Origin of the sequence: Noviherbaspirillum phoenicis (assembly GCF_047237965.1) — a bacterium.
Classification (GTDB): Bacteria; Pseudomonadota; Gammaproteobacteria; order Burkholderiales; family Burkholderiaceae_D; genus Noviherbaspirillum_A.
In genome coordinates this window covers 87772-110047 of sequence record NZ_JBDFLX010000003.1, presented here as the reverse complement: position 1 = coordinate 110047, position 22276 = coordinate 87772, and the positions used below count along the sequence as shown (strand labels likewise).

At 57.8% G+C, this 22276-nt stretch carries 19 protein-coding genes; 13 read left to right on the top strand and 6 right to left on the bottom strand.

Translation table 11 applies throughout. The features are described from left to right. The first annotated feature begins 1630 nt into the window (after positions 1-1630). Positions 1631-2710 (top strand): integrase domain-containing protein, encoded by a 1080-nt coding sequence (locus ABC383_RS22835; protein WP_413017548.1) that lies wholly within the window; start codon positions 1631-1633, stop codon positions 2708-2710. Positions 2711-2728: 18 nt separating this feature from the next. Here the strand turns inward: ABC383_RS22835 and ABC383_RS22830 are convergent, their stop codons facing one another. Beyond that, positions 2729-3082, bottom strand: coding sequence for a hypothetical protein (locus tag ABC383_RS22830; RefSeq protein ID WP_413017546.1), 354 nt, complete (start codon positions 3080-3082; stop codon positions 2729-2731). Between the two features lie 849 nt (positions 3083-3931). Beyond that, positions 3932-4252 carry a helix-turn-helix domain-containing protein gene (locus ABC383_RS22825; protein ID WP_413017545.1) on the bottom strand — a complete coding sequence of 107 codons (321 nt, stop codon included), beginning with the start codon at positions 4250-4252 and terminating at the stop codon, positions 3932-3934. A gap of 281 nt (positions 4253-4533) precedes the next feature. Between ABC383_RS22825 and ABC383_RS22820 the strand changes: the two genes are divergently transcribed. From ABC383_RS22820 to ABC383_RS22805, 4 genes are all read left to right on the top strand, one after another. Beyond that, positions 4534-4779 carry a hypothetical protein gene (locus tag ABC383_RS22820; protein ID WP_413017544.1) on the top strand — a complete coding sequence of 82 codons (246 nt, stop codon included), beginning with the start codon at positions 4534-4536 and terminating at the stop codon, positions 4777-4779. 223 nt (positions 4780-5002) lie between these two features. Next, a complete protein-coding gene (locus ABC383_RS22815; RefSeq protein ID WP_413017542.1) occupies positions 5003-5647 on the top strand; it encodes a hypothetical protein in 645 nt (214 codons plus the stop codon). A 49-nt stretch (positions 5648-5696) separates the two neighbouring features. Continuing rightward, on the top strand, positions 5697-6290 hold the full coding sequence (locus tag ABC383_RS22810; protein WP_413017540.1) for a hypothetical protein: 594 nt from the start codon (positions 5697-5699) through the stop codon (positions 6288-6290). Positions 6291-6429: 139 nt separating this feature from the next. Then, a complete protein-coding gene (locus ABC383_RS22805; RefSeq protein ID WP_413017538.1) occupies positions 6430-6879 on the top strand; it encodes a hypothetical protein in 450 nt (149 codons plus the stop codon). Positions 6880-7028: 149 nt separating this feature from the next. On the opposite strand, the gene ABC383_RS22800 is transcribed toward ABC383_RS22805, so the two are convergent. Continuing rightward, a complete protein-coding gene (locus tag ABC383_RS22800) occupies positions 7029-7700 on the bottom strand; it encodes an IS6 family transposase (RefSeq protein WP_413017536.1) in 672 nt (223 codons plus the stop codon). A 274-nt stretch (positions 7701-7974) separates the two neighbouring features. On the opposite strand from ABC383_RS22800, the gene ABC383_RS22795 reads away from it, so the two are divergent. The 7 genes from ABC383_RS22795 to ABC383_RS22765 are packed head-to-tail and all read left to right on the top strand — an operon-like array spanning position 7975 to position 17532. Beyond that, positions 7975-9348, top strand: coding sequence for a hypothetical protein (locus ABC383_RS22795; protein ID WP_413017534.1), 1374 nt, complete (start codon positions 7975-7977; stop codon positions 9346-9348). A gap of 6 nt (positions 9349-9354) precedes the next feature. After that, on the top strand, positions 9355-10674 hold the full coding sequence (locus tag ABC383_RS22790; protein ID WP_413017532.1) for a hypothetical protein: 1320 nt from the start codon (positions 9355-9357) through the stop codon (positions 10672-10674). Positions 10675-10715: 41 nt separating this feature from the next. Beyond that, on the top strand, positions 10716-12920 hold the full coding sequence (locus ABC383_RS22785) for a hypothetical protein (RefSeq protein ID WP_413017530.1): 2205 nt from the start codon (positions 10716-10718) through the stop codon (positions 12918-12920). A 32-nt stretch (positions 12921-12952) separates the two neighbouring features. Further along, positions 12953-14089 carry a PLP-dependent aminotransferase family protein gene (locus ABC383_RS22780; protein WP_413017528.1) on the top strand — a complete coding sequence of 379 codons (1137 nt, stop codon included), beginning with the start codon at positions 12953-12955 and terminating at the stop codon, positions 14087-14089. Next, entirely contained in the window at positions 14086-16077 is a 1992-nt protein-coding gene (locus tag ABC383_RS22775) for a peptidoglycan-binding protein (RefSeq protein WP_413017526.1), read from the top strand. The genes ABC383_RS22780 and ABC383_RS22775 overlap by 4 nt, the downstream gene beginning before the upstream one ends. Before the next feature lie 48 nt (positions 16078-16125). Beyond that, positions 16126-16710, top strand: a complete 585-nt coding sequence (locus ABC383_RS22770; protein WP_413017524.1) for a hypothetical protein — start codon at positions 16126-16128, stop codon at positions 16708-16710. Between the two features lie 21 nt (positions 16711-16731). Continuing rightward, positions 16732-17532, top strand: a complete 801-nt coding sequence (locus tag ABC383_RS22765) for an amidohydrolase family protein (protein WP_413017522.1) — start codon at positions 16732-16734, stop codon at positions 17530-17532. On the opposite strand, the gene ABC383_RS22760 is transcribed toward ABC383_RS22765, so the two are convergent. Beyond that, positions 17480-18598, bottom strand: a complete 1119-nt coding sequence (locus ABC383_RS22760) for a sigma-54-dependent transcriptional regulator (RefSeq protein ID WP_413017520.1) — start codon at positions 18596-18598, stop codon at positions 17480-17482. The two genes, ABC383_RS22765 and ABC383_RS22760, sit on opposite strands and share 53 nt — an antisense overlap. Before the next feature lie 3 nt (positions 18599-18601). Here ABC383_RS22760 and ABC383_RS22755 point away from each other — a divergent pair, with 3 nt between their 5' ends. After that, positions 18602-19159 (top strand): hypothetical protein, encoded by a 558-nt coding sequence (locus ABC383_RS22755; RefSeq protein ID WP_413017518.1) that lies wholly within the window; start codon positions 18602-18604, stop codon positions 19157-19159. A gap of 31 nt (positions 19160-19190) precedes the next feature. Here the strand turns inward: ABC383_RS22755 and ABC383_RS22750 are convergent, their stop codons facing one another. Further along, positions 19191-19580: a hypothetical protein gene (locus ABC383_RS22750; RefSeq protein ID WP_413017516.1), complete on the bottom strand. Its 390-nt coding sequence runs from the start codon at positions 19578-19580 to the stop codon at positions 19191-19193. Between the two features lie 116 nt (positions 19581-19696). Beyond that, a complete protein-coding gene (locus tag ABC383_RS22745; RefSeq protein ID WP_413017514.1) occupies positions 19697-21250 on the bottom strand; it encodes a tyrosinase family protein in 1554 nt (517 codons plus the stop codon). Positions 21251-22276: the final 1026 nt, after the last annotated feature.

Here is a 22276-nt window from a genome sequence, read left to right as displayed (position 1 = left end):
AAGTAGCGCTTACTCAGGTGTGAGTAGCAACTACTCATACCTTGAGTAATACTCTAAGACCCCGAATTGCTTCGCCTCGCGCAAATCCTTGTGTGTTTCACATGCGATTTGCAAATGGTCATTTTGTTGACCTGGTCACGGCATCTTCGCGAATAGCAGTTGACTTATCGAATTTCGATAGTCTAATATTCGCACGCCGCCCAGCGGCAGCTTCAAAACAATTCCCAAATTCAAATTTTCGCCGTGCACGAGAATCCCTCGATTGCCGAACGCAGCTGACTTGCAGGTCGATTCTTTAGAGCCGATCCCTTGGCTCCCTTATACCTCTGCTAAGACTCCGCAGCCATCAAAGCACTAGGCGATCCAGCTCGAAGTGCTCATAAAAGTTGCATCGTTTTCCTAACTTCTACGGGCGATTGTGCTGTTTACCAGATCGCCGCCGCAACAGGCCGTTCCAATCCCAGTTCGCTTTTGGCCGAACATGGTCCTTTCGCCGAAGTGACAAGTCGAAACCAAATCTGATAAGTCTCTTCAGATGGAATGCGGCTTACCATAAAAAAGCCATCCAAATACTTGCAACGCTTCAATTGTAATGACATACTTCCATGTCGCTAAGCGGCAGCTTCAAATTCAACTACGGGCTTTTCTCGCGGCATCTGCGACAAAAGTCTGCCAAAGACTCTAGGTTTCTCATCCGCCCAGCGGAAGCGAATAACCTGCTTGACCCGCAAGCTATCGGCTCTGCCGACCTTCCAACTTTGTTCCACAATACGATGGCTTCCTTCTGTGGTCGCCACGTGCAAGCATCTCTCAGCATCCAGCCAGATAGGGCCTCGCAGGAGCGCTCAACCCAAGCCGTTTCAACCTATCCGCAAGAGCTGCCACGGCCTGCCGTACTGCCGCAGCACCCAACAGCCATTGGGCATCGCACACTGCGAAGCTCCGGAACTTGCCCGGACCGCGGAGTCTCCGAACACTGGTTCACACCAGCATGCCACCTGGTGATGTCTCGCCTTCATAAAAGTCTGTTTTGATTATGCAAACAGCGTGTCATTGCAATCCGGTAAGAAGCCAATTTCTGCTCAATAGCTCCCTCCAACAAACTTCCGAAAACTTGTGGCACATCGATCCTGGCCAGCCCCCGCCCAACCAATTCTAGCGGTCGCTTCCGCGATCCGAAAAGTAGGTTTCGCAGTTAGAGCCAGCCCTGAATTTGCAGCCCATGAGTAAGCGGATTTCGAGCTCCATGCGGTTGCCAAAAACTCCCCAAGAAAGGTTTTTGACGCACACCATGCCGGCCCGATCTAGCTGGGTAGATCGCTGCTGCTCGTTGCGTTTTTTTTACTTCAGAAGGTTGGTAGTGACTCGACGTCAGGAGAGTTCCAACCAGCTCGGACAGGGCCACGATTTGAAGCGTTGGTATGAAGTGACGTTTGAACGTTTGTGCCCTCGTAGTGCCCTCTCAGCGTAGTACCCAGGCTAAGTGCCCCCGCGGACAGCGGTAGCCGACCGATATCTGAACTCCGCAGTAACCAAACGGTGTTCCCCGTTTTGGCTTGTATCACCTTGCTGTTGCTGTGCCCGGCTTTACAGATTTTTCCTACTTGTAGTGACCACTATGGAGGTGTTTATGGCGAAGCGAGTGAACGTGGCTGGCGCTGCAACGGCTGGCCAGGCTGCGAAGGCAAACCGTGCCGCAAAACGTGCCGCTGACCGGTTGAAGAAAAAGGCAAGGGCGCTGTACTCCACGCGCGTTTTGATTCTCTATGCTGACTCGGATTCAATGACCGCAAAATTTATGCAATCGGCCCTTGGACAGAAGCGTGCGGCGACAACAATGAATCCGAAAATGCGGACGACCTTCATCGCACTTGAAGCATTTGCGAAGGAAGCGCGTTGGGGAAAGGTTGATCCATTGACTTTGACCTTCAAACAATTCCGGGCATATATCCAGTCCCGCATTGGAAAGGTGACTAACCGGACGATCCAGAACGAGGCGTCGCATATCCGTCGCGCGTTGAAGTGCGTCGGGCGTGGTGAGTTCGCGGTAGTAACGTGTTCAAGCAAATTGCTTGGCGTGCCTAGCGCATCCCGGATTGGGACCGGCACCGTAGTCCACGTCGATGTGCTGGAAACGGCGCTGGAGAAGGCGAGGGAAGATACGGCAGCGATCCTGCTACTGGAGCACGCAATCGGCCTCAGAGGACGAGAGGCCATCCAGAGCGAGGGGTCGCTGTTGGAATGGAAGCGAGCGCTCGAAAACGGTCAGCCGATTATCGTGAGGAAAGGCCCTAAAGGTGGGCGTCCCAGATCCGTAGTTCTTTGCCCCACAAAGGCGGCAGAGGCGATGGTGGCTGTAGACGCGGCGCTAAAGGTTTTGGAGCACCAGGAATTCCTGGTCGACTCGGTGAGCTTGAAAGCGGCCATGGCATGCAACCACAAGCGCATGAAGAAACTCGGTATTGCCGGGAAAGATGCACAGCATTCGCTTCGGCGTAGCTTCACGTGGGAACAGTTTCAGTATTACCGAGGCGAGCTGCAAATGAGTGAAAAGAAAGCACTGTCCAGACTCAGCAACGATCTGGGCCATGGCGACGGCCGCGGCAGGTGGGTTTATAACTGTTATCTTCGCGCCACCGTCGAGGAGCGGGAAGCAGCCCTTGCGGCACAGCAGTCGAAGCCGACGCCAGAGGTGGACAAAGCTGGATGATTCATTCACCCCGGGCCGTCATGCGGACGGCCCACTTTGCATATAGTGCACCGCTGCGCCGTCGCGGGTACCGATCTGGTAGCGTTGCAGCGTCATCTGGTTCGCCGTCATCTTGACCACAACAGGCTCAAACAGCGGCGGGAGGATGTCAGTCGGGATTGAGTGGGCATCGGTCAGCAGCCTGGCATAGCGCACGGGCCGTTTGAATGTGCTTCCTTCTAGCCAGTCCTCGATCACCCGCATCACACTATGCATAAGGCAGGGACTGTGGATTGCTGGCTGCAACAACTGGCAGGTCGAAGAAACATGAACATTGCCTGTGTAGCCCAAGCCAACAAAACGGCCCGCGTTGTTTAGGCGATGCTGGTTCACGGCAGTAAGTCCCGTGCAGAGTTGCTAACCGTAAGCGTTCGACAACTCGGCATGGCTCGAAGAAGCAAAGCAGACACGTCAATAAGTTGCGTAAGTAAGAAACAAGTGATGGCAGATCGGTGAGACTGAGACGGCTCAAACCCAATAAGAGCGATGAGCTTCGAGCTCGCGTTAGAAATGTGGAAGTTGTCAGCCAATACCATAGAGGCTAGCAGCTTAAAGCTGCATCCGAAGGTCGATGTAAGCGAGCAACCTCTTTTCTCCTTGTGTCAGAAGTTTATTACTGGGCAAATGGCGGCATCAATGTAATGCTCTTAGTAAGACACCTTCTTGCATTTCTGGGGCATCATATTCAACCCGATCCTGGGTCCAATACTGAAGTTGCCATTCCCTCAGTCTCCGTGCCTTGGCAATGCTGGCGGCATCCATATAGATATTCTTTCGCACGCCAACTTCCAATCCGGCCGGGCGCCCGACCTGACGGGTTCCCTCTGGCCAAGGATTCTCGTCTCTCCTCCACTGGCAGTTATTGGCGCCACCGGCAGGCGATCGGAACGATGAACGGTCAGCGTTGATCGCATGTCCCCCCGCGCAGGCTGACCGGCTAGCCTTCGAACTTGTCACGGTCAAGGAACGACCTGAAGACAGCTTCGGCAACCGAGCGGGGCCCGGTTTTGGTCTTTCCGAATAGGATTGAATGCCGATGCGGTTTGCGACCAGTCGCAAGTGAGCTTGGTGATGGCGACTGCCGAAACGCATTTGCGCAGCGGCGTCCCATATGGGCCGGCTTGCATCACTTGTAACTGTATCTCACAAGTATCAAACAATTGATGCATTTTGTTCAAGTTACTAAGCAAGGCCGTTTATATAGTCGAGAACTTTTTCAAGCCCATTTTCATCAAGTTTTCCAGCTGTAAAAATCACTTTTGCGAGCATGTCATTGGGCTCAAAGAGGTAGCTGACCGGTACCTTTAAAGCAGCTGCGAGTCGCGCGGCGGTTCCATGATCGGGAGCGTGCACTCCTCGCTCATATTGATTTACCCGTGCACTGGCTGAAAACTCGTCAATTCCAGCAAGCACACCAAGCTCGATCTGAGTCAAGCCTGCTAAGAGGCGCGCCTGTCGGAGACGCGCTGAGAAAACAGTTCCGTGGTTACCATTTTTTTTCATCCCCGCAGTTTCAATATTCTTACTTGACAGGGTATTAAGTAATCCTTAGTATTTGTGTCTTACGAAAGATACAGAAGTTATTGTTTTTCTTGAACAGTCGCACATTCACTCGAAATTTTAAGTTGAGTGAATAATTTAAAAAGTGGTCGTGGATAGCTCGTAGTTTTATTTGAAATTATTGGCAATTTTCCATGGCATAAATGAACGGTTTTAAATTTAAAAGATATTGCCTACCACATGTTTTGGAGACGAAAATTTATATTCAGAAAAGAGATCAGATAATGCTTACCAAAGAAGAAAAGCAACTAATTATTCTTAATCATTCGTCTCGCGAACTGTTACAGCTTATGGTTGCAGTTAAAATAGAGTTAGAAAATCAAGCAAATCCAACTGCCGAGTTAGAGCAGCTTCACAGCACATTTAATCTAACTTGGGAGGCTATTGAGCGACAGATTGAATACATCTCCAAATATCTTAAAGTTGAAGAAGATGTTCTTCAAGCCTATTCAAAGTCTAAAATTCAGTAAAGGATTCGACGAAGGACCTAGTCCTTTTCCGCGCACGAATGAGAAAATCCAGCTTGATATTCTTTAACTAGCTAATCCGATTTTTGGCCGGACAAAGAGTGAAATTTGTCAAATTTTTGCAATTGCCTTAATTAAATTATCTGAAAGATGGATCATGAGTTTGAATGAAAACTAAGTTAAGTAAGATGTTGATTATCAGGCTGGATATTTTTAGGGAAAAAAATTGGAAAGTGCTATAAGTTTTCTTACGCGATCGGAAAATGCTGTTCGGGCGCTTCTGCATCAAAACGCCATATATGCTGACAAAGTAAAAAATATCCAGAAATCAATTCCTTTGGCTTCCATTGCACTTAATGAAACAACATCTCAGCTATCATTTGACGACTGGCGGATAAAAAACAAAGATGAGAAACATATTATTATCGATGCGCATCAGAAATATTCGACTGAAGCCTTTACTTGTGGTTTATTAGCTGGCTCTATTTTAAGAATGGCAAATCGAGCGATCGGTTTATATTCTGAGAATACACATATTCCTGATGAATGGAATAGAATTTTTAATAAAAGGATTTTACCGGCTCGTTTCTTTGTCGGAAGAATTGTTCATACAATTCCTATTGGATTACTTATATTTTGTGGTTTGAACCAGTTCATCAATACCACCAATCGGGAAATTGAAGCACTTAACCGCGAAGTATTTAGGCGACTGGCAACCTATGGAGAACAGTTTGAGTTTCGAGCTTTCGTTGAACAGGAGACGACATACCGAAAACTCCATTCTGAATATCTAGCAACGAATGTAATAGATATCCTAGGGTGGAATGATTACGATTGTTATTTTGAAGATATGCGGCGTATGTTGCTATGATAAGCGCCCACTGCAAAATAAGAGCTCTGGAGAGCCGATTCTGCTGAGGTTGAGCGATGCACATCAGGGCGAAGAGCAGTCAAAACCGGCGGCACCGCTATGCAACACATTGACCGTGATCGCTACGCTTTTCTTCTATGAGGGTTCGGCGTCGATCCGGCATGTCGCGCATTCTCAGCTCGCCATTGGGCACCGATACTCGAACTTGAACAAAAAGGTGCGGCTCCTTATTCGTTCCGCGCATTTGCCGCCTCTTCGCACAACGCAAGCTGACGACTTCATTAACTCTCTATTCAGCGATGCTGCTGCGGATGGGCATGCTGCTCCGCTAACGCATTCAAAGGTGACCAGGTATTGGGGATTGGATTTTGTGACAACAGGCAAGCGCTTGCCTTGTCCGCAAAGCAGAACTATCTTAGGTAACGGTGAAGAAACTGACATGCCGATAACATGGAAGTTGAAGCGAAAGCCAGTTGATCCAATCACGGACGATACTGTGCCTGCGGACGAGATAAAGACACTGTCGCCAGTCGAGCAGATGGAAATGATCGAGCGTATGCCGAAACCTTGGCAATTGACATATTCTAACCGATCAATCTTCGTAAGGCTGGCGAAGCGAAGCAGTTTAATGTCGAGGACTTGAAGAAGCGTATTGGCTACGAACAAGCCTAGAAACTACTTGATGCATCTTTAGCGGCTGCGGATAAACATGCCGCAACCTCAGCATTGAAAGTTGCCAATAGGGAAACTTGGCTGCCGAATATTTTCTGTAGGGAGCGGTCATGGAGGCACTAAATATTCGCAAGGTCCGGATGATGCAAGAAGCGATAAAGCTAATCTTTGCCGGCACGCAATGGCTCACAGCAGAACAAATCGGCGCAGGTTTAACCGCGAGATCCGCACCTGACTTTCAGGGCCTACGTAATGCTGGCGCTGCCAAAGTGAACCGCTGGAGGCATGAGAAGTGTATTTTTGCCATACAACGCGGCGATAGGGACTGTTATCCACAATATCAATTTGATCAAGGCTACAAGCCACTGCCCATCATGAAAGCGATAGTTAATGCATTCGGCGACGCACCAGGAATCGAAATTGCTGCTTGGATGGAATCTCCAAATAACTATTTGAATGCCAAACGTCCTAGGGAAGTGGTTCGCACTTCACCTGGCAAAATTTTAGAAGCGATGGCATACCATTTTGACCGGCCGGTGGCTACGCTGTCGCATGTCTGATTTCTGGCTTAGCACGTGTACTGTGGCTCCGTGTCATGCCAACGACCGAATGGGAGCGTGTTCCTTAGCAGGGCGGGTGTGCGCAATGTCAGTTTGTGTCGCCTTAGCGAGGGCAAGGCACAGTGGTACCGGATTTTGCCAGCGACTCCCTACGCCGGGCGGAATTGTCCTGCCAATGCGTAAAATTGGTCGGCAGACGACATGCCTTCACGCTTCAGCGTGAACTGGCCTTTGCGAATCATATGCATCAGTTCGATGCCGGCCAGGATCGCGCGCGCCGCTTGGAATGATTTGAAACCGAGCATCGGCCGCGTGATGCGTTTGATCTCGCGGTGATCCTGCTCGATAGTATTGTTGAGATATTTGACCTGCCGAATCGTAATCGGTACTTCGCGTTCCTGGTTCAGTCGCTCCAGCGCTGCCTGGTTGGCGCCGCTCTTGTCCATCGTAACCTTGTCAGGCACCGTGTTGTGCTGCATGGCTTTCTCGAAGAAGCGCCTAGCGGCAGCTGCATTACGCTCGGCCGTCAACAGAAAGTCGATTGTCTGGCCTTGCTTGTCGATTGCCCGATACAGATACTTCCAGTCGCCGTTGACCCTGATGTAGGTCTCATCCATCCTCCAGCCGGTGCCGACGGCATGCTTGTGCTTTCGGAAGGCTTTTTCCAATACTGGCAGAAACCGGATCGCCCAGCGATTGATCGAGGAATGGTCAACCACCACGCCGCGTTCTTGCATTATTTCTTCGAGATGCCGATAGCTCAAGGGGTAGGCGGCGTACCAGCGAATACAAACCAGAATCACGTCGACCGGAAATCGCATCCCTTGGTATTCAGCACGGCCGCCTGCTCATTCTTCAAAGACAGCAGGATGGCGGGGGCCACCTCGCTTAATGCGACAAAACAACTGTTCGTCACATGCGAAGCCAGCTTCGCATTTCCTCGGCCGTTCGCGCTGAAAAGCGAAGCCAACTTCGCTCGTGCCTTCCACTTTCCCGTCAAAAACACCTAATCAGGCTGGCACGCCGCTTGCGAATGCAAGGGCATAGCCGGCAGCAGCAAGCCGGCAAAAATCCTAAAATTGCCGAGGAAGTTGCATGGAAAGCCCGCTAGTCAAATTCAATCCGGAAACCGATGCTCTGTACCGGGATGCTTTCGGCACGGGAGCCTTCGGGACAGAACTGGAAGCCCCCGGCATCCTGGACGATGCCGAGGAAACAGAACTGGCCACGATATTGATGGAAAGCGGCGGCGAAGGACTGAAGCGCTTCCTCTGTACCCTGTTCAAACGCCTGGGGATGGGAACTGCGCTAGGAGCACATGCCTTGGGCGAACTGCTGCAAGAGGCGGCAGTCGCCACCTTGCCTTTCCTGGTCAACTCCGGAACAGCGAGCCCTTCGGCCACTCTGCTGTCAGGCGAAGTATTTGGTCTTGAACTGGAGGGCCTCAGCCCGGAAGACCAAGAATTCGAGGCAGCCAAGGCATTCGTGAGGCTGGCGGCCGCCGCTGCACATGAGCTGGCATCGACGTCGGCAGCGCCGTTTCCCGTCCCCGTCGCGCGCCATGCGCTCTGTGCCGCAAGCACCGAGCACGCACCCGGATTGCTGCTGAAGCATGGCCATCCCTGTGCCCGCAGCAGCACCGACGCGTTTTCTTCATCCCCCACTGATCCGGCAAGGATCGCCCGGCGCAACAGCGCGCCACTTTCTAAGGAGATCATCATGCACGACATCGATCGCACCTCGCTGGAATTCGGCCAGCAGGAAGCATTCGGCCAGTTCGGTGAATTCGGCCAGCAGGGAGAGTTTGGCCAGCAGGAAGCATTCGGCCAATTCGGCGAATTCGGCCAGAGTGAATGGGGCGGCGAAGCCGAAGGTGAAGTGCTTGGCGAAGCCGAGCAGCTAGAAATGGCTGCCGAACTGCTCAACGTGAACAACGAGGCCGACCTGGAGCAATTCCTGGGCGACCTGATCAAGACTGTCGGCCGGGTCGCCGGCACCGCGATCCGCTCGCCCATCGGGCAGGCGCTTGGTTCGGTATTGAAGAGTACTGCGGGCAAGGTGCTGCCGATGGCGGGCGCAGCCCTGGGCGGCTATGTCGGCGGGCCACTGGGCGCGAAGATCGGTTCGGGCCTAGCCAATGCTGCCGGCAAGGCGCTCGGACTGGAAGCCGAGTCCCTTTCCTACGAGGACCGGGAATTCGAGGGCGCCAAGCAGTTCGTGAAGCTGGCTGCGCAAACCGTTAAGAATGCCGCTGCCTCTCCCGGCGGCGATCCGATGACCACTGCCCAGCGCGCCCTAATCAGCGCCGCGCAAAAGCTGGCACCAGCCTTGGCCAGCGGCGGGCAGCAGATGCCAGCCGTGCCCGGCCAAGGCGGCATGATGCAGCAACAGGGGATGGGCGCAGGTCCGCGCCGCAACACCGGCCGCTGGGTGCGCAAGGGCAAGGTCATCGTGCTGCTGGGGGCTTGATCCATCATGGCCATGCACCCCCTCGCCGCGCGCATGCTGGAGCATGAGGCACGGGCACTGCTGTCCCGGTTGTCCCGGGTGCGACCCTTCGCGCTGCACGAAACCATGGTGCCGGCTGCCGCTCTACTGCCGCGTGCCCAGGTCGGCATAGAGCGCTACCTGGTCGCCGGGCGCCATGAGCTGCGCGGGATGGTGCAGGGTTTCCTGGACTGGCTGCGCGGCCCCGGCCAGGAAGCCGGCGCCGAGGCGGCACAACGCCGCTTTTCCCTGCTGCGGTTGAAGTTCAACGCAGTGCTGACCCAGTTCGACATGTTCAATGCGGTCATCACCCAGCGCAGCGAGCATGAGGTCGGGGTGTGGATGTCGGGCCTGGACATCCTGTGCGCCGATGCCCTGGCCCTGCCAGGACGTTATTACGAAGTACCGCCCATCATCTGCTACCTCGACCGCGGTGTCGGCGCCGCCATCCGCCGCGCCCGCACCCGGCTGCCGGGCGGCGGCGCCAACCCGGTATCTATCATCCGGGTGCCGCGCGAGCGCATGGTAGGAAGCGGCATCGCTTCCTCGCTGGTGCACGAGGTAGGTCACCAGGCTGCCGCGCTCTTGGACCTGGTGGCCTCGCTGCGGCCGGTGCTGCGCGGCATGCAGCGCGGCGCTTCCGGCGAACGCCAGGCCTGGATGTTGTGGGAGCGCTGGATTTCCGAGATCGTCGCCGACTTCTGGTCGGTGGCCCGGGTCGGCATCGGCTCGACCTATGGCCTGATCGGCGTGGTCAGCCTGCCGCGGCCCTTCGTGTTCCGGTTGTCGACCGACGACCCCCACCCCGTCCCGTGGTTCCGGGTACGCCTGTCCTGCGCTATCGGCGATGCACTCTATCCGCATCCGCAATGGGCGCAGCTGGCGGCGCTTTGGGAAACACTGTATCCGCGCGACGGCCTGGATCCGGAGCGGCAAGAAATTTTCGCGTGTCTGGATGCCAGCCTGCCGGGCTTTGTCGCGCTCCTCGTCAACCATCGCCCGAGGCTCCTGGCTGGACGCACCCTGGCCGAGGTGCTGGAAGTTGAAAAGCGGCAGCCAGCACAGCTTGTTGCCCGGTTCGCCGCATGGAACCGCGATCCCGGCGGGATGTATCGGGCTTCGCCGACCCTGGTGTTTGCCGTCCTGGGACAGGCCCGTGCCAACGGACTGCTGGGGCCGGAAGATGAAAGCGAAATCGTGGCCCGTCTGCTCGGTTACTGGGCGCTGCGCAGCACCTTCGAAATGTCTTCCGCTTGCGCAGTGGTAGGTACCAGCGGCTTGGCCAATGCGATGCGGATCGCGGCGTGAACCGATCAACAAACCTTTGAACGTTTATTGAGGAGAGCAAGATGAACACGGATACAGTTGGCCATGACGGTGCCACCCTGAAGGTCTGCGTGCGGGACGGCGGCGATGCCAATGTGCGCATTAGGGCCCATGTGCGGATATTTCTGATCGAAAGACCAGACGCCGCCCACGGGCCAGGCCAAACCGATACCCAGTTGCCGAAGCGTTCCGGCCGCCCCCCGTCCGAACAGGCAGTCCTGACAAGGATACAAGTTGACGAACGCAATACCGAAGATGATGGTTGCGTAGAATTCCATCACTTGCAGTCCGGTGTCTATAGCGCCTGTGCTTCGGTTAATGAATACGAGGTATGCAGTCAGGACAGTGAGTACGTCAAGCTGCAACGCGACGGCTGCGAAGCCCTGACGCTGACGATGCATACCGGCTTCAGAGTCGATACCCTGGTAGTTAATGACCAATGCGAACTGCTTCCATGCAGTAATCTGCAATCAGGAAAGTCGTTCATCCTCCGGATCAGCCATCGTAAATCGCTGGGCAAATTAGCACTGACGATAAACCCAGGGAGCGCCCAGTTGCAAGGTGAGCCACGCGAGCTTGTGACCGAGGGCGACGCCGACGGCCATGATGGTGGCAATGGTATTGCTTTTTCCGGCGGAAACAGGGCGACCTTGCGCCAGCTGGAGTATTTGGCCAACTATTCCAAAGCCGGCACCAATGTCATGCATATTACCGGCGAGTCCCCGGACGGCACCAGCCTTATGTACAGGATGGAGAATGCCGCCCATGAGCACGTGCGGCGCGTCGGCGGCGATATCTCGGTCACTCTGCGCCGCACTGGCGCCGAGCCGACCAAAGACCTGCCGTTATGGTTGGTGATCCGCAACAGCACCAATGCGATGTGCTACAACAACTATGAACGTTTCATGAATCATCTGTTGTGCGGTGCCGCGGACTTGCGTCGACAGCCGCTCGTCCCAGCTCCCGAGCTGGTGCATAACTTTCACCAGCTGGCCAAGCGCCGCTACCTGCCTTATACCGATGCCGATGCCTACCGCGTGCTGAAGATTGCCACCGAAGCTTTCGTCATGGTCAATTGCGGTGTGCTACTGGAAGAATTTCCTTTCACCGAAGAGGACCGGGAATACATGTTGCGCAAGGTCGGTCTGTCGCCCGAGCTGCCTCGCTTCTGGCAGGAATATCTCCAGCAGGTCAATGGCACCGAAGACTATGTCTTGCCCTACCTCGCGCTGATAAGGGAAAAGCTCAAGGACGTCAGCATCAAGACCCGCCTGTTCGACGATCCGGATCAGCTGCCGCCACGGCAGTACCAGGATTGCACCGGCATCCTGCGCAGCAAACTGGCGGCGCCTTGCATGATGGAGCTGATCTGGTCCTACTGGCACGAGGAAGGCATGCTGGTGCAGACCCTGAACGCAGTAACCCGACGCTTCCAGAATGTGCGTGTCACCAGCAGCCGCCTCGACCCGCTGGCCAATTTCGAGGTCGATCCCCTGCGCCCGCTCAACAACCTGCTCTGGGCCTTTGTGCAGGACGAACAGCATCGTCTAAGCGTAGTGCGCCGCAATTATGAATACAACCATGAATACGGCCTGCGGCTGGAAGGCCGCGCCATTGGCGAGATGCAGGCAGCCGACGCCCGCTCAAAATTCCTGGAATCTTTCCATAACCTGCTATACCGCACCATTCAGTTCTACCGCCAGGATGACAACACCACCATCGTGGCTGACGGCTTCCCGGTGCTCAACGCACTCAAGGAGGTCCACCTGATCCTGGCCGAGGGCGCGCACAACCAGTTCGGCGACCTGCCATCCACGTCGCGCATCGAGATGCTGATGCAGCAATGGCTGCTGGCGCGGCCGGAATTCCGGGAATTCCTGCCGACCAGGGTGATGGTTGCCTATCCCGAACCCTGGATGGACCGGGTCGACGCCATGAAGCGGATGCAGGGCTGGAGCGATACCAATGTGCTTAACTTCCGCGACCTAGGGGTGTTCGGCGAGCAATTGCTGCTCAGCATCCGATACGGCAACTGGGCCGGTGTGCATGACGCTGCCCAAGGCGCGAACTGGGCCCGCTTCTGGCGGCCCGAGGTACAGGGCTACGTGCATGCTTACCGCGCAGTGTCCGGCGTGGATTTGTCCGCGGCCGACAACAATGCCCGGGTCAATGCGACCCTGCCTTCCACCCTGCTGCGCCAGAGGCTAGCAGCACAGCGGATGGTGTGAGCACAGGTTAGCGACCAGACGGCGAGGCAGCGATGCTGGACTTTACATCCGCGCTCTACTTGGGCATGCGCCATGGCAGCGCCGAACTCGGCCCGTGGCCGGCACTCTCCCTCGGGCGGCCGGCAGCGCTAGAGGAGCCGCCGGGAGCCACGGATCTCGCGCCGCGGCTGGCCGGGCTGCAGAGTACCGGCGCAGCCCTGCTGCTGCCATCCACGCTGCACCTATTCCTCGAACTGTTCTGCAGGCTGGCGGGCCGGGACACAACCTTCCTGGTTGACGCCGCCGCTTATCCTATTGCCCGCTGGGGGGCGCAATGTGCCTCGGTGCGCGGCGCCGCGTTCTGTTGCTTTCCGCACCAGGATGCCGGCCAGCTTGCCGACTTGGCCGCCGTCGCACAACGCAAGGGACGGCGCCCGGTGATCGTGTGCGATGGCTACTGTCCCGGCTGCGGCACGATCGCGCCCTTGCCGCTTTATGCGCAGGTCGCCGCCCGCCATGACGGCTTCCTGGTGCTGGACGACACCCAGGCTATCGGCATCCTCGGCGGTGATGCCGATGCGCTGCATCCGCTGGGCCGGAATGGCGGCGGCAGCCTGTGCTGGCATGGCTTAAGCGGTCCGCGGATATTGTCCGGCGCTTCGCTGGCCAAGGCATTTGGCGCGCCGCTGGCGGTGCTGGCGGGCGACTTTGAATTCATCCGGCAATGGCGCGCGCAGTCCGCTACCCTGGTGCATTGCAGCCCACCCTCGGCTGTCGCAATCCAAGCTGCACGGCGGGCGCTGGACATCAACCGGCTGCATGGCGAAGCGCTGCGGCAAACGCTGTGCCTGCTGGCGCAACGATTGCAGGCATGGGCTACAGGTTCCGGCTTGATGCCGGTGGGCCGCTTGCCCTTCCCGGTGCAATCCTTCCACGCCCCGGGCCAAAGCGCGATGGCGCTGCAGCAGGGCCTGATGCGACGCGGTGTGCGCGCCATCGTGACGCTGGCCTGCGACGGCGTCAGCCGATTGCTGACTTTCCTGCTTTGCGCGCGCCACCACGTCGCCCACATCGATGCCGCCGGCCGCGCGCTGGCGCAAGCGGTCAATGAAACCCGAGCCACGGCCGAAGCAAGAACCGGTCACTACTGCATGGCGGCCACCCCATTCCCATCAAGGAGCTCAAGATGAAACAGGATACCGTCTTTGGCGGGGAATTCACCCCACAAGCCTTCGTCGGCGACGCCGGAGAACTAGAAGACGAGCGCGGCCGCTCCAGCGGTCGGGGCCACGGCGGGCGCGGTTTCGGCGGCATGGGACGCACCCCGCAGCGCCGCAGTTCGTTTCCACCGCCCGCGCCTACCGTGTCCGGACGCGGCAGGTCACGGCCGGGAAAGGGCGGTGGCCGCTGGATAGGCGGCCGTTGGGTAGGCTGGCCGTGGCCTTATCCCTTGCCGATTCCTGAATGGCCGGACCGCCCGGGCGAGCCTCCGGACGACCGGTTACGAATGCGCTGGGTCCAGCGCTGCCTGAACCGGGTGATGAACGGCCGGCTGCGCGCCACAGGCATCGCCAGCGCGCCCACCCGCAGCCTGCTGCGCAGCTTCCAGCGCGCCAGCGGCCTGCCCGCAAGCGGCGTCCTCAGTCGCGCCACCGTGGCTGCGCTACGCGCCGCATGCGTCGGGCAGGCAAGCGCCGTTGCCCGCCGCGCGCCGCCTGCCGCCGATCCGGGCGGCTATGTTGGTGACTCTGGCGATGGCGGCGCCATGCCACCCGAACCCGAACCGCCCGAACCCGGCCTACCGGAAGACGGGCCGCCCGTCGATGGCGGTAGCGAGGGGGAATTTGGCGACCTGTTCGGACAAGTCGGCCAAGGCCTGCGCCAGGCCGCCAGCGCGGTCGGTCGCATGGCAAGCGTCGGCGAAGCGCGCATCGTTGATCTCACCGCCCAAGCCGACAAGACGCTGCGCCGCGGCACCCGCGACCCGAAGCAGGTGCATGCGATCGTACTGCACCAGATGGCTTGCTGCTTTCGGCCAAAGCAACCGGAAAAGCGTTTCCTGAGCTTGAATGCCCATTTCGCTATCCTGGCCGACGGCCGCATCTTGCAGCTGCACCCGTTGTCAGCCCTGCTCTGGGCTTCCAACGGCTTCAATGCGCGCAGCGTGGCGGTGGAATTCGCTGGCAATTTCCCGAACACCGCCGGCAAATGGTGGCAGGGCGAAAAGTTCGGACGCGACCGCGTGACGCCAGCCCAGATCGAAGCCGGGCGGGCGCTGCTGCGGCACCTGCAACGCAGCATTGGCTTGACCCATGTGCTGGCCCACCGGCAGTCCAGCAACACCCGGGACAACGATCCCGGCCCGGATATCTGGCGCCACGTTGGCCAGTGGGGCATCGAAAATCTGGCACTCAAGGACGGCGGCCCGGGCTTTAAGATCGGCAGCGGCAGCGCGATACCGCAGGCATGGCGCGATTGGGGCCGGCCCGACGCACAACCTGGGACGCGGGAATGGGAAGCCGAGACGCTCGATGCCCGGGAAACCGTCCAGCTCGGCGAAGCCGGCGGCAGCCATAGCGACATGGTGCGGCCGGTGCAACGGGCGCTGAACCAGGTCCTCGGCCTGCGCCTGCCGGAAGATGGCATCGCCGACCCCGCAACTCGTAGTGCGATCCGGGTCTACCAGCGGCAGGCCGGCATGGCGTCGACCGGGAAGCTGGATATGGCGCTCGCCACGTCCCTGAAGCGCGAGCTTGGCGGTGCCGCGGAAATGCGGGATGGCATGGAACAGGAACACCCCGTCCTGCAAACCCTGCGCAAGCTGCCGCCGCAGTTCGGCCAGGTGCAATGGAAACTCTTGGGCAGCCTGGCGCCGGCGGCACTGCGCCCAACCCCGTTTGCCGCTGGCGTTTATGTGATCCTGCTGCCGACCGGCATGACCAGGCAAGCCTATGTCGGCCAGGCCGCCAATCTTGGCAGCCGCCTGAAGCAGCATCTCTGGTGCCTGACCCACATGGGGCAGTCGCCCAAGGGGTATCGCGTGGTCGTTGCCAAGGTCGACAACAGGCAGCAGCGCAAGGCATTGGAAGGGTACATCAACAAACTGATGATCCCGCTTTCCGTGGTCACAAACCGCAAGATCAATGAACTGGAAACGGAAATCAGCGGATGGCAATGAACCGGAGCCACGTCCTCACCATCAACCAACACGAAACAGGAGACAGTCATGCATGATACGACATGTCGCTGCACACAATGCCGTCAGACCGGCGTGCTCAACGAGACCCAGGAAATCGAATTGGCGCTGGAACTGCTCGGCGTTGGCAATGAAGCCGACCTCGAGCAATTCCTCGGCAAGCTGATCAGGAGAGTAGGCAAGATTGGCAAAGGCTTGCTCAAGCCACTGGCCGGCGTCCTGAAGCCGCTCGCGAAAGCGGCCATGCCTTTCATCGGCGGTGCCCTGGGCTCCTTCATCCCGATCCCCGGCGTTGGTACGGCGCTTGGCACCGCGCTGGGCGGGGCAGTCAGCAAGGCTCTGGAATTGGAATTCGAAAGTATGGACCGCGAGATCGCAGAATTGGAAAGGGCGCAGCGCTTCGTGAGGATGGCCGCGGATGTGGCCCAGCGGCTGCAGGCGTCGGGAAATGACTCATGGTCGGAGAGCGAGGTGCAATCCGCACTCCTGGATGCCGCGCGCCGGCATTTGCCGATGTTGCAGCCGATACCACAGCCGATGCTGAATGCTCCCATGCAGGGAAATGCCGGACGCTGGGTTCGCCGGGGGTCCCAGATCCAAGTGCTGGGCATCTGATTCATGTCCAGGAGACCGTGCATGATCATCGACTGCCACTGCCATGCCGGTCTCGGGGATGGCTTCACCGGGCCTTGGGACACCCGGGCCACTCTCGGAAATTATCTGGAGCGCGCACGGGAAGCCGGCATAGACCACACCGTCCTCTTTCCGGCTTTCCATACCGACTACGGTGCCGCAAACCGGGTTCTCGGCGACTACGTCGCTGCCAGCCGGGGGCGCTGCCACGGCTTTGCCTTCGTGCATGCAGCCCGTGATCGTGGCCGCATCCGCGCCATGGTGGATGAAGCGGTCGAACAGTATGGCTTTATCGGCATCAAGGTGCATCGGCATGATGCCCGCATCACCCGTGAGGTCTGCGATGCGGCCCGTGCCCATGGCTTGCCGGTACTCTATGATGTCGCAGGCGAAGTCTGGGCGTGCGAACTTCTGGCCCAGGAATACCCGGAGGTCAATTTCATCATCCCGCACCTGGGCAGCTTTGCCGACGACTGGCGTGCGCAGCTTGCGCTGATTGATCACCTTGCGCGGCATCCGAACATTTACGCGGACAGCTCTGGCGTGCGCTACTTTGATTTTCTGATCCAAGCCGTGCGGCGGGCCGGCCCGGAAAAATTGCTGTTCGGATCAGATGGGCCATGGTTGCATCCGGGAATGGAACTGCACAAGATTAGGCTGCTGGGCTTGAATGCGGCGGATGAAGAACGGGTGTTGGGTGCAAATTTCTTGCGACTGACCTCCAGGGTGCGGGCCAGAAGTGCCAACCCGTTCAGTGCCCAGCTCTCTCCGAGGCACAACGCATCTGCAGTGCCCGGTCGGTGACGCCCAGCCTGTGCGCAGCCCGGTGGAGGCTGCCCTGCTCCCGCTCCAGCGCGGTGTGGATCGCCGATTGCGCCACCAGATGGGAAAGATCCTTCAAGCCGATGCCAAGGTCAAGTGCTTCCCGCACCGCCGCTTCCAGGCACTTGTCCAGTGTGTTTTCGCGTGGCTGTTGACCCGGCGGCCGTTCATCTTCCGGGATATCGCCCGCGGTAATCGGCCCCGGTCCGGCATGCCGGCGGGCCAGCCTCAACACGATGCGGCGCAGGTCACGCACATTGCCCGGGTAGTCGCGGGTCAGCAGGAACCGGCTCACCGCTTGATCCATGATCGGCACCCGGTACGGATCTGCCTCGCCCAGGAAATGAAGCGCCAGTGGCAGGATGTCTTCGCTGCGTTCCCGCAATGGCGGGGTGGTGAAGGTCCATCCTGCCATGCGGTAGTAAAGGTCGCCACGGAATGCGCCGCGTGCCACTTCCGCCTCTAGATCACGATTAGTGGCACAGACCAAGCGAAAATGACTGTGCTGCCAGGTATTGCTGCCCAGGCGCTTGTATGTGCGCTCCTGTATTGCCCGAAGCAACTGTGCCTGCAAGGGCAAGGGCAGTTCGCCGACTTCATCTAGAAACAAGGTGCCGCCATCAGCTTGCGCAACTGCGCCTTCCCGCGGATTGGCAGCGCCGGTAAAAGCGCCCCGCTCATGGCCGAACAGTTCGCTGCCCGCCAGTTCCGCAGTCAGCGTGGTGCAATCGACGGTAACCAGCGCTGTCTTGTCCGGGCGTCCATCGACTTCATGGATCAGGCGGGCTACCATTTCCTTGCCCGTTCCGCTCTCGCCCGTGATCAGGATAGCTTCCTGCGTCAGGCTGGCCGCTTCGACGATGTGGCGCAGCATCCTGGTCCAGCAACGGCTATTGCCGACCAGGCGGCGCCGCGCCTCGGCCGACACCAGCAATGATTCGAGATCCCACCAGCGGCGCAACCGCGCCGCCACCACTTCCTGCAAGCCGTCCTCTTCATTTATCCACGCATAGACATCGGCGGCCCCGGCGGCAAGCAGCTTCCACACGACATGCTCCTGGCAAGCTGGCGGCGATGCCACATTAATCGCATACACGGGTGCATTGCACGCGAAAGCAGCCGCGCTGATCCACCGGCACAAAACATCGTCTGGCTGCTCGAAAAATACCAATCCGGGCGCATGGATGTGCATGGAATGCGGGCAAAGCGCCATTTCCTCCGGTACCAGGAAACGGGCTTGCGCGTCCGATGGAAACGCTGCTCCGGTTCCGGCGCAATGAAACCATACTTTTTCGTCGTGCACTCGACTGCCTTTTATGTCATGTACATAAAGACTGGCCTGTCGGCGATCCCGTGCGCAACGGCCATCGGCTTTGCTTCTGAAGCTAGGCAAGGAAAACGACTTCCAGGGGCGAAATCTCAACCCTACATGGACAAGCGGAAAAAACTCACTGTCACCACTGCACCGGGACCGCCACCACAGCCGTCACTGCAGGCCGTACGAGGTGCGCTCAACGCCATGCTTCATTCCCCATTCCCATTTGCTGTTCCCATCGCGGCGCCCGACTGGCTTTACAACAACGTGAGTAACATTGCGGACAAGTGCTAGAAACCTTCCTTTAGCAAAGCAACCGTATTTGCTAGCGCCCGGAGAGAAATACCGGCTGGCTGAACTGCAGATTGGCGCCTTTGCCAGAACCCGGCCCGGCAGACATATCAAGCTCAATATCCGCCTCCCAGTTCCCACCGCCCTGAGCCGGGACGAACCGGTCGACGCCGACCGCGTAACGCTGATGCTGCGACGGGTTGTCCGGGTCGATGCGGCTGATCGGATAGGGAGTGAAGCGCCCTACTTCCGCGGCCGGCGCACCAGGGCTGGCTCGAAGCAGTATGACGATACTGACTGCCGCATCGGGAACCGGATCCATGCCCACCAGTTCGATCTCCAGTCGCCGATGCGCCCCGGCCGCTAACGGCGGCGCCGGGCCGAGAAGAAACCGGGCAGGCTGATTCGCTGTAGCAGTCGCCACGACGTTCCGTATCCCGGAAGGCGTTGCTCCCGACACGCTCACTCCCGACAGAAATACCAGTGTCGCAAATCCTATCCTGGCTGCAGCGTGCACCATATTTTAAAACCCCTTCAATTTTAGCTCGCGGCAACTTGTACAGATCGTACGCGCACCGATGCTGACGCGCCAGCAGCTTCCTGTAGCGGGACGGGCAACATCTGCAATTCGAGCCGCCTTTCTGGCGTTCTGCCGGCCTCTCGTAGCGTGGCCAGGGTGCGAGTGAGGTCAATCGTCGTTCTCACGCCAGGCTCCATCGTGTGGTTGCTGCCCATGGGCTGTTCTGTTGCGGTGCTGTGCTTCCTTGATGGGAAGAAGGAATAGGTGGCTACGTAATGCGGGTCGCTGTCCGGGGTATCAGCGCTCAAATAAGGGCAGCTCAGAAAAACGCGTACAGCTGGTGAAGGCCCTTCCAGCAGCTCTGTTTCAACCGTAGCAATGACGCGGCCTGCAATGCCCGGCTGCGTGGTAGCACCGGCGCCTGTGCCACGCGTTGTAGGAACGATGCGCAGCGCGCGCGCCGTTGTTTCTTCGGCCGTACCTGACAGCTGTAGGGGAACAGCGACCGGTTGATTAGTCGTGGCCACCGTGTTAGCAGGTAGTGTGCTGGATCGAAACGCCAGTTGTGCAAGCGGAATGGCCGGGAGAACAGGCTCAATCGCCACTGCGGAGGACGACAGGCTTCTCTGTAGTGGATTAGCAGCGAGCACCTTGGGGTAGCGGTAACCAAGGGGCTGTATATCAAGAAGATCCCGCACCAGCGGATTCCAGGGTGCACCGGCTGCATTCACAAAATGGTCGACAAACTGGAAGTTTCTCCACAGGGCATTGGTTGGATTGAGAAATGCAGGGGGACGTAGCCAAGCATCCCAAAGACGGTCAATATTGGCATGATGCAGCCAAAATAACGGATCAAGCGGCGACAGAAAAGCGCCCATAGTGCCATTAATCCATCCGTGCACTGTGTTATGCGGCAAACTTTCCAACGCCCCCTGACTTCCCGGCGCCCGTCCCCATTGCTGACTCAAATTCGTCTGGCCTGGTGGGCGACTGCTGGCAAACAACTCAAAGTCCGCTTCCTGCAAAATATTAGCGATCACCTGCGGACGCACGGCAGCATTGAGCAGCACTTCATTGGGGCGCCGCATCCTGTACGGTGCTGTATTGGGGTCGTCGGGGACACCGCCCTCGGGATCAAACGGCAAATACAGAGGATTTGGCTTCCCATCAAAGGTTGGCATTGCAAACGTGACAGGCATCTGTGGATTTTGACTCCAGTCCCAATATGGCAAGCGAAATTCATCGTCGCCGGACATCTGCCGGCACACCCGCTCGAATGACAGTGAGTAGGCGCGACGCCATGGCAAGAAATACCAATTGCGGTGAGCGCAGTGATCCAGGTGCACTGTAGCCATTCGGACCCAATTGCGGCGATCACCGGAAGGCAGCGCTTTCATGGCAGTAATGGCGCGCCGATAGCTTTGCAGCACCCTGTGGCTGGCGGGTAGAGACGTTCCACTTACACGCAGAACGGGCTTCGGCGTGGGGGGCATTTGGGTATTGCCGGTTTGAGTCCACAAGCCAGTTGCTGCGCTTGCACTACCCATTAGAAAATGCCGACGACTGATGCTCATGAGTGGCTTATTAGAATGGACCAACGGTGATTGCAACAAAAGCAAGCTGCATTTGAAAAATGCAGGAACGTGCATGAATTAACGATTGCCTAACTGGACCCTATCGCTGCGTACGCAGGCAGCTTTGAGAAAGCTCAACCTCGGTTGTTGTCCATGCACGAATCATGTCGTCTCATTCATGCAGATTCTTCGGGATCGATCCAGGATTACCATTGCCACGATGAGACAGCGGGGCCTCTGTGTGCGGGCCATTGCCCAATGGAATGGCCCGCACACCCGTAACGGCATCGAACGTGCCAAAGTGGGAGTGTCAGCCAAGTTAGCAAACCGAAATTCGGTTTGCGATTCTGCCAGCCTCGGCACAGTGGCTGGACGCATAGCTAGGGCAGCGCCGTCTCGGCTGAGCTGGCCTTCCCTATGGCTTGCCGCTTACACGAATGCGCATGCAATGCTAACGCTGGATTCCTTGCTGCCTCATTTCACGCCGTATTGGCGTTTGCCGATCGGAAGGAACCACTGGCACGCCATCGCCGCTGGAGGCCGGCCTGCCCGCACCCGGGGTCGGGTTATCCACGACAACGGGGCGTGGCTCCTGGTGCGGCAAGCACCCTCTTTTAGGGTATGGGTTTCCTTCCTTCCTATGTCGATCCACACAATCTTGATAAGAGTTTGCGGCAGCAAGCGGTGCAGTCTCCGCCACAGAGAAGCTTGCCAGGGTTGAAAAGAAGAAGGCGCTTCCGTGGACCATTGTTACTTTTATGAGGCGAACAGACAATCGAGTAGTAGTCATTTCTCTTCTCCTGCAGTCTCAATCTTTCTAGCGGCATATAATAATTAATGACAGTCAGCCGCGAAAACGGCTGGTTAGCGCCCGATTCTTTGCTCCGTGGTCTCGCGTTGAATCCGGTCTGGTTGTCTTATTTCCAGATGTATGGGTTGCCCTCGAGTGCCAGGGGCCGCCGGAGACGGCGGACGAAACACCGGTATCGCGGTTGGGGCGTGGCCCACAGGAACACTTGTACCGTC

Bases quoted from the DNA above. Each gene is read 5' to 3' on its own strand.
- ABC383_RS22795 (WP_413017534.1), top strand. From the start codon at position 7,975: ATGGAAAGCCCGCTAGTCAAATTCAATCCGGAAACCGATGCTCTGTAC.
- ABC383_RS22785 (WP_413017530.1), top strand. From the start codon at position 10,716: ATGAACACGGATACAGTTGGCCATGACGGTGCCACCCTGAAGGTCTGC.
- ABC383_RS22765 (WP_413017522.1), top strand. From the start codon at position 16,732: ATGATCATCGACTGCCACTGCCATGCCGGTCTCGGGGATGGCTTCACC.
- ABC383_RS22770 (WP_413017524.1), top strand. From the start codon at position 16,126: ATGCATGATACGACATGTCGCTGCACACAATGCCGTCAGACCGGCGTG.
- ABC383_RS22800 (WP_413017536.1), bottom strand. From the start codon at position 7,700: ATGCGATTTCCGGTCGACGTGATTCTGGTTTGTATTCGCTGGTACGCC.
- ABC383_RS22790 (WP_413017532.1), top strand. From the start codon at position 9,355: ATGGCCATGCACCCCCTCGCCGCGCGCATGCTGGAGCATGAGGCACGG.
- ABC383_RS22755 (WP_413017518.1), top strand. From the start codon at position 18,602: ATGCTCCTGGCAAGCTGGCGGCGATGCCACATTAATCGCATACACGGG.
- ABC383_RS22745 (WP_413017514.1), bottom strand. From the start codon at position 21,250: ATGAGCATCAGTCGTCGGCATTTTCTAATGGGTAGTGCAAGCGCAGCA.
- ABC383_RS22825 (WP_413017545.1), bottom strand. From the start codon at position 4,252: ATGAAAAAAAATGGTAACCACGGAACTGTTTTCTCAGCGCGTCTCCGA.
- ABC383_RS22780 (WP_413017528.1), top strand. From the start codon at position 12,953: ATGCTGGACTTTACATCCGCGCTCTACTTGGGCATGCGCCATGGCAGC.
- ABC383_RS22820 (WP_413017544.1), top strand. From the start codon at position 4,534: ATGCTTACCAAAGAAGAAAAGCAACTAATTATTCTTAATCATTCGTCT.
- ABC383_RS22805 (WP_413017538.1), top strand. From the start codon at position 6,430: ATGGAGGCACTAAATATTCGCAAGGTCCGGATGATGCAAGAAGCGATA.
- ABC383_RS22835 (WP_413017548.1), top strand. From the start codon at position 1,631: ATGGCGAAGCGAGTGAACGTGGCTGGCGCTGCAACGGCTGGCCAGGCT.
- ABC383_RS22775 (WP_413017526.1), top strand. From the start codon at position 14,086: ATGAAACAGGATACCGTCTTTGGCGGGGAATTCACCCCACAAGCCTTC.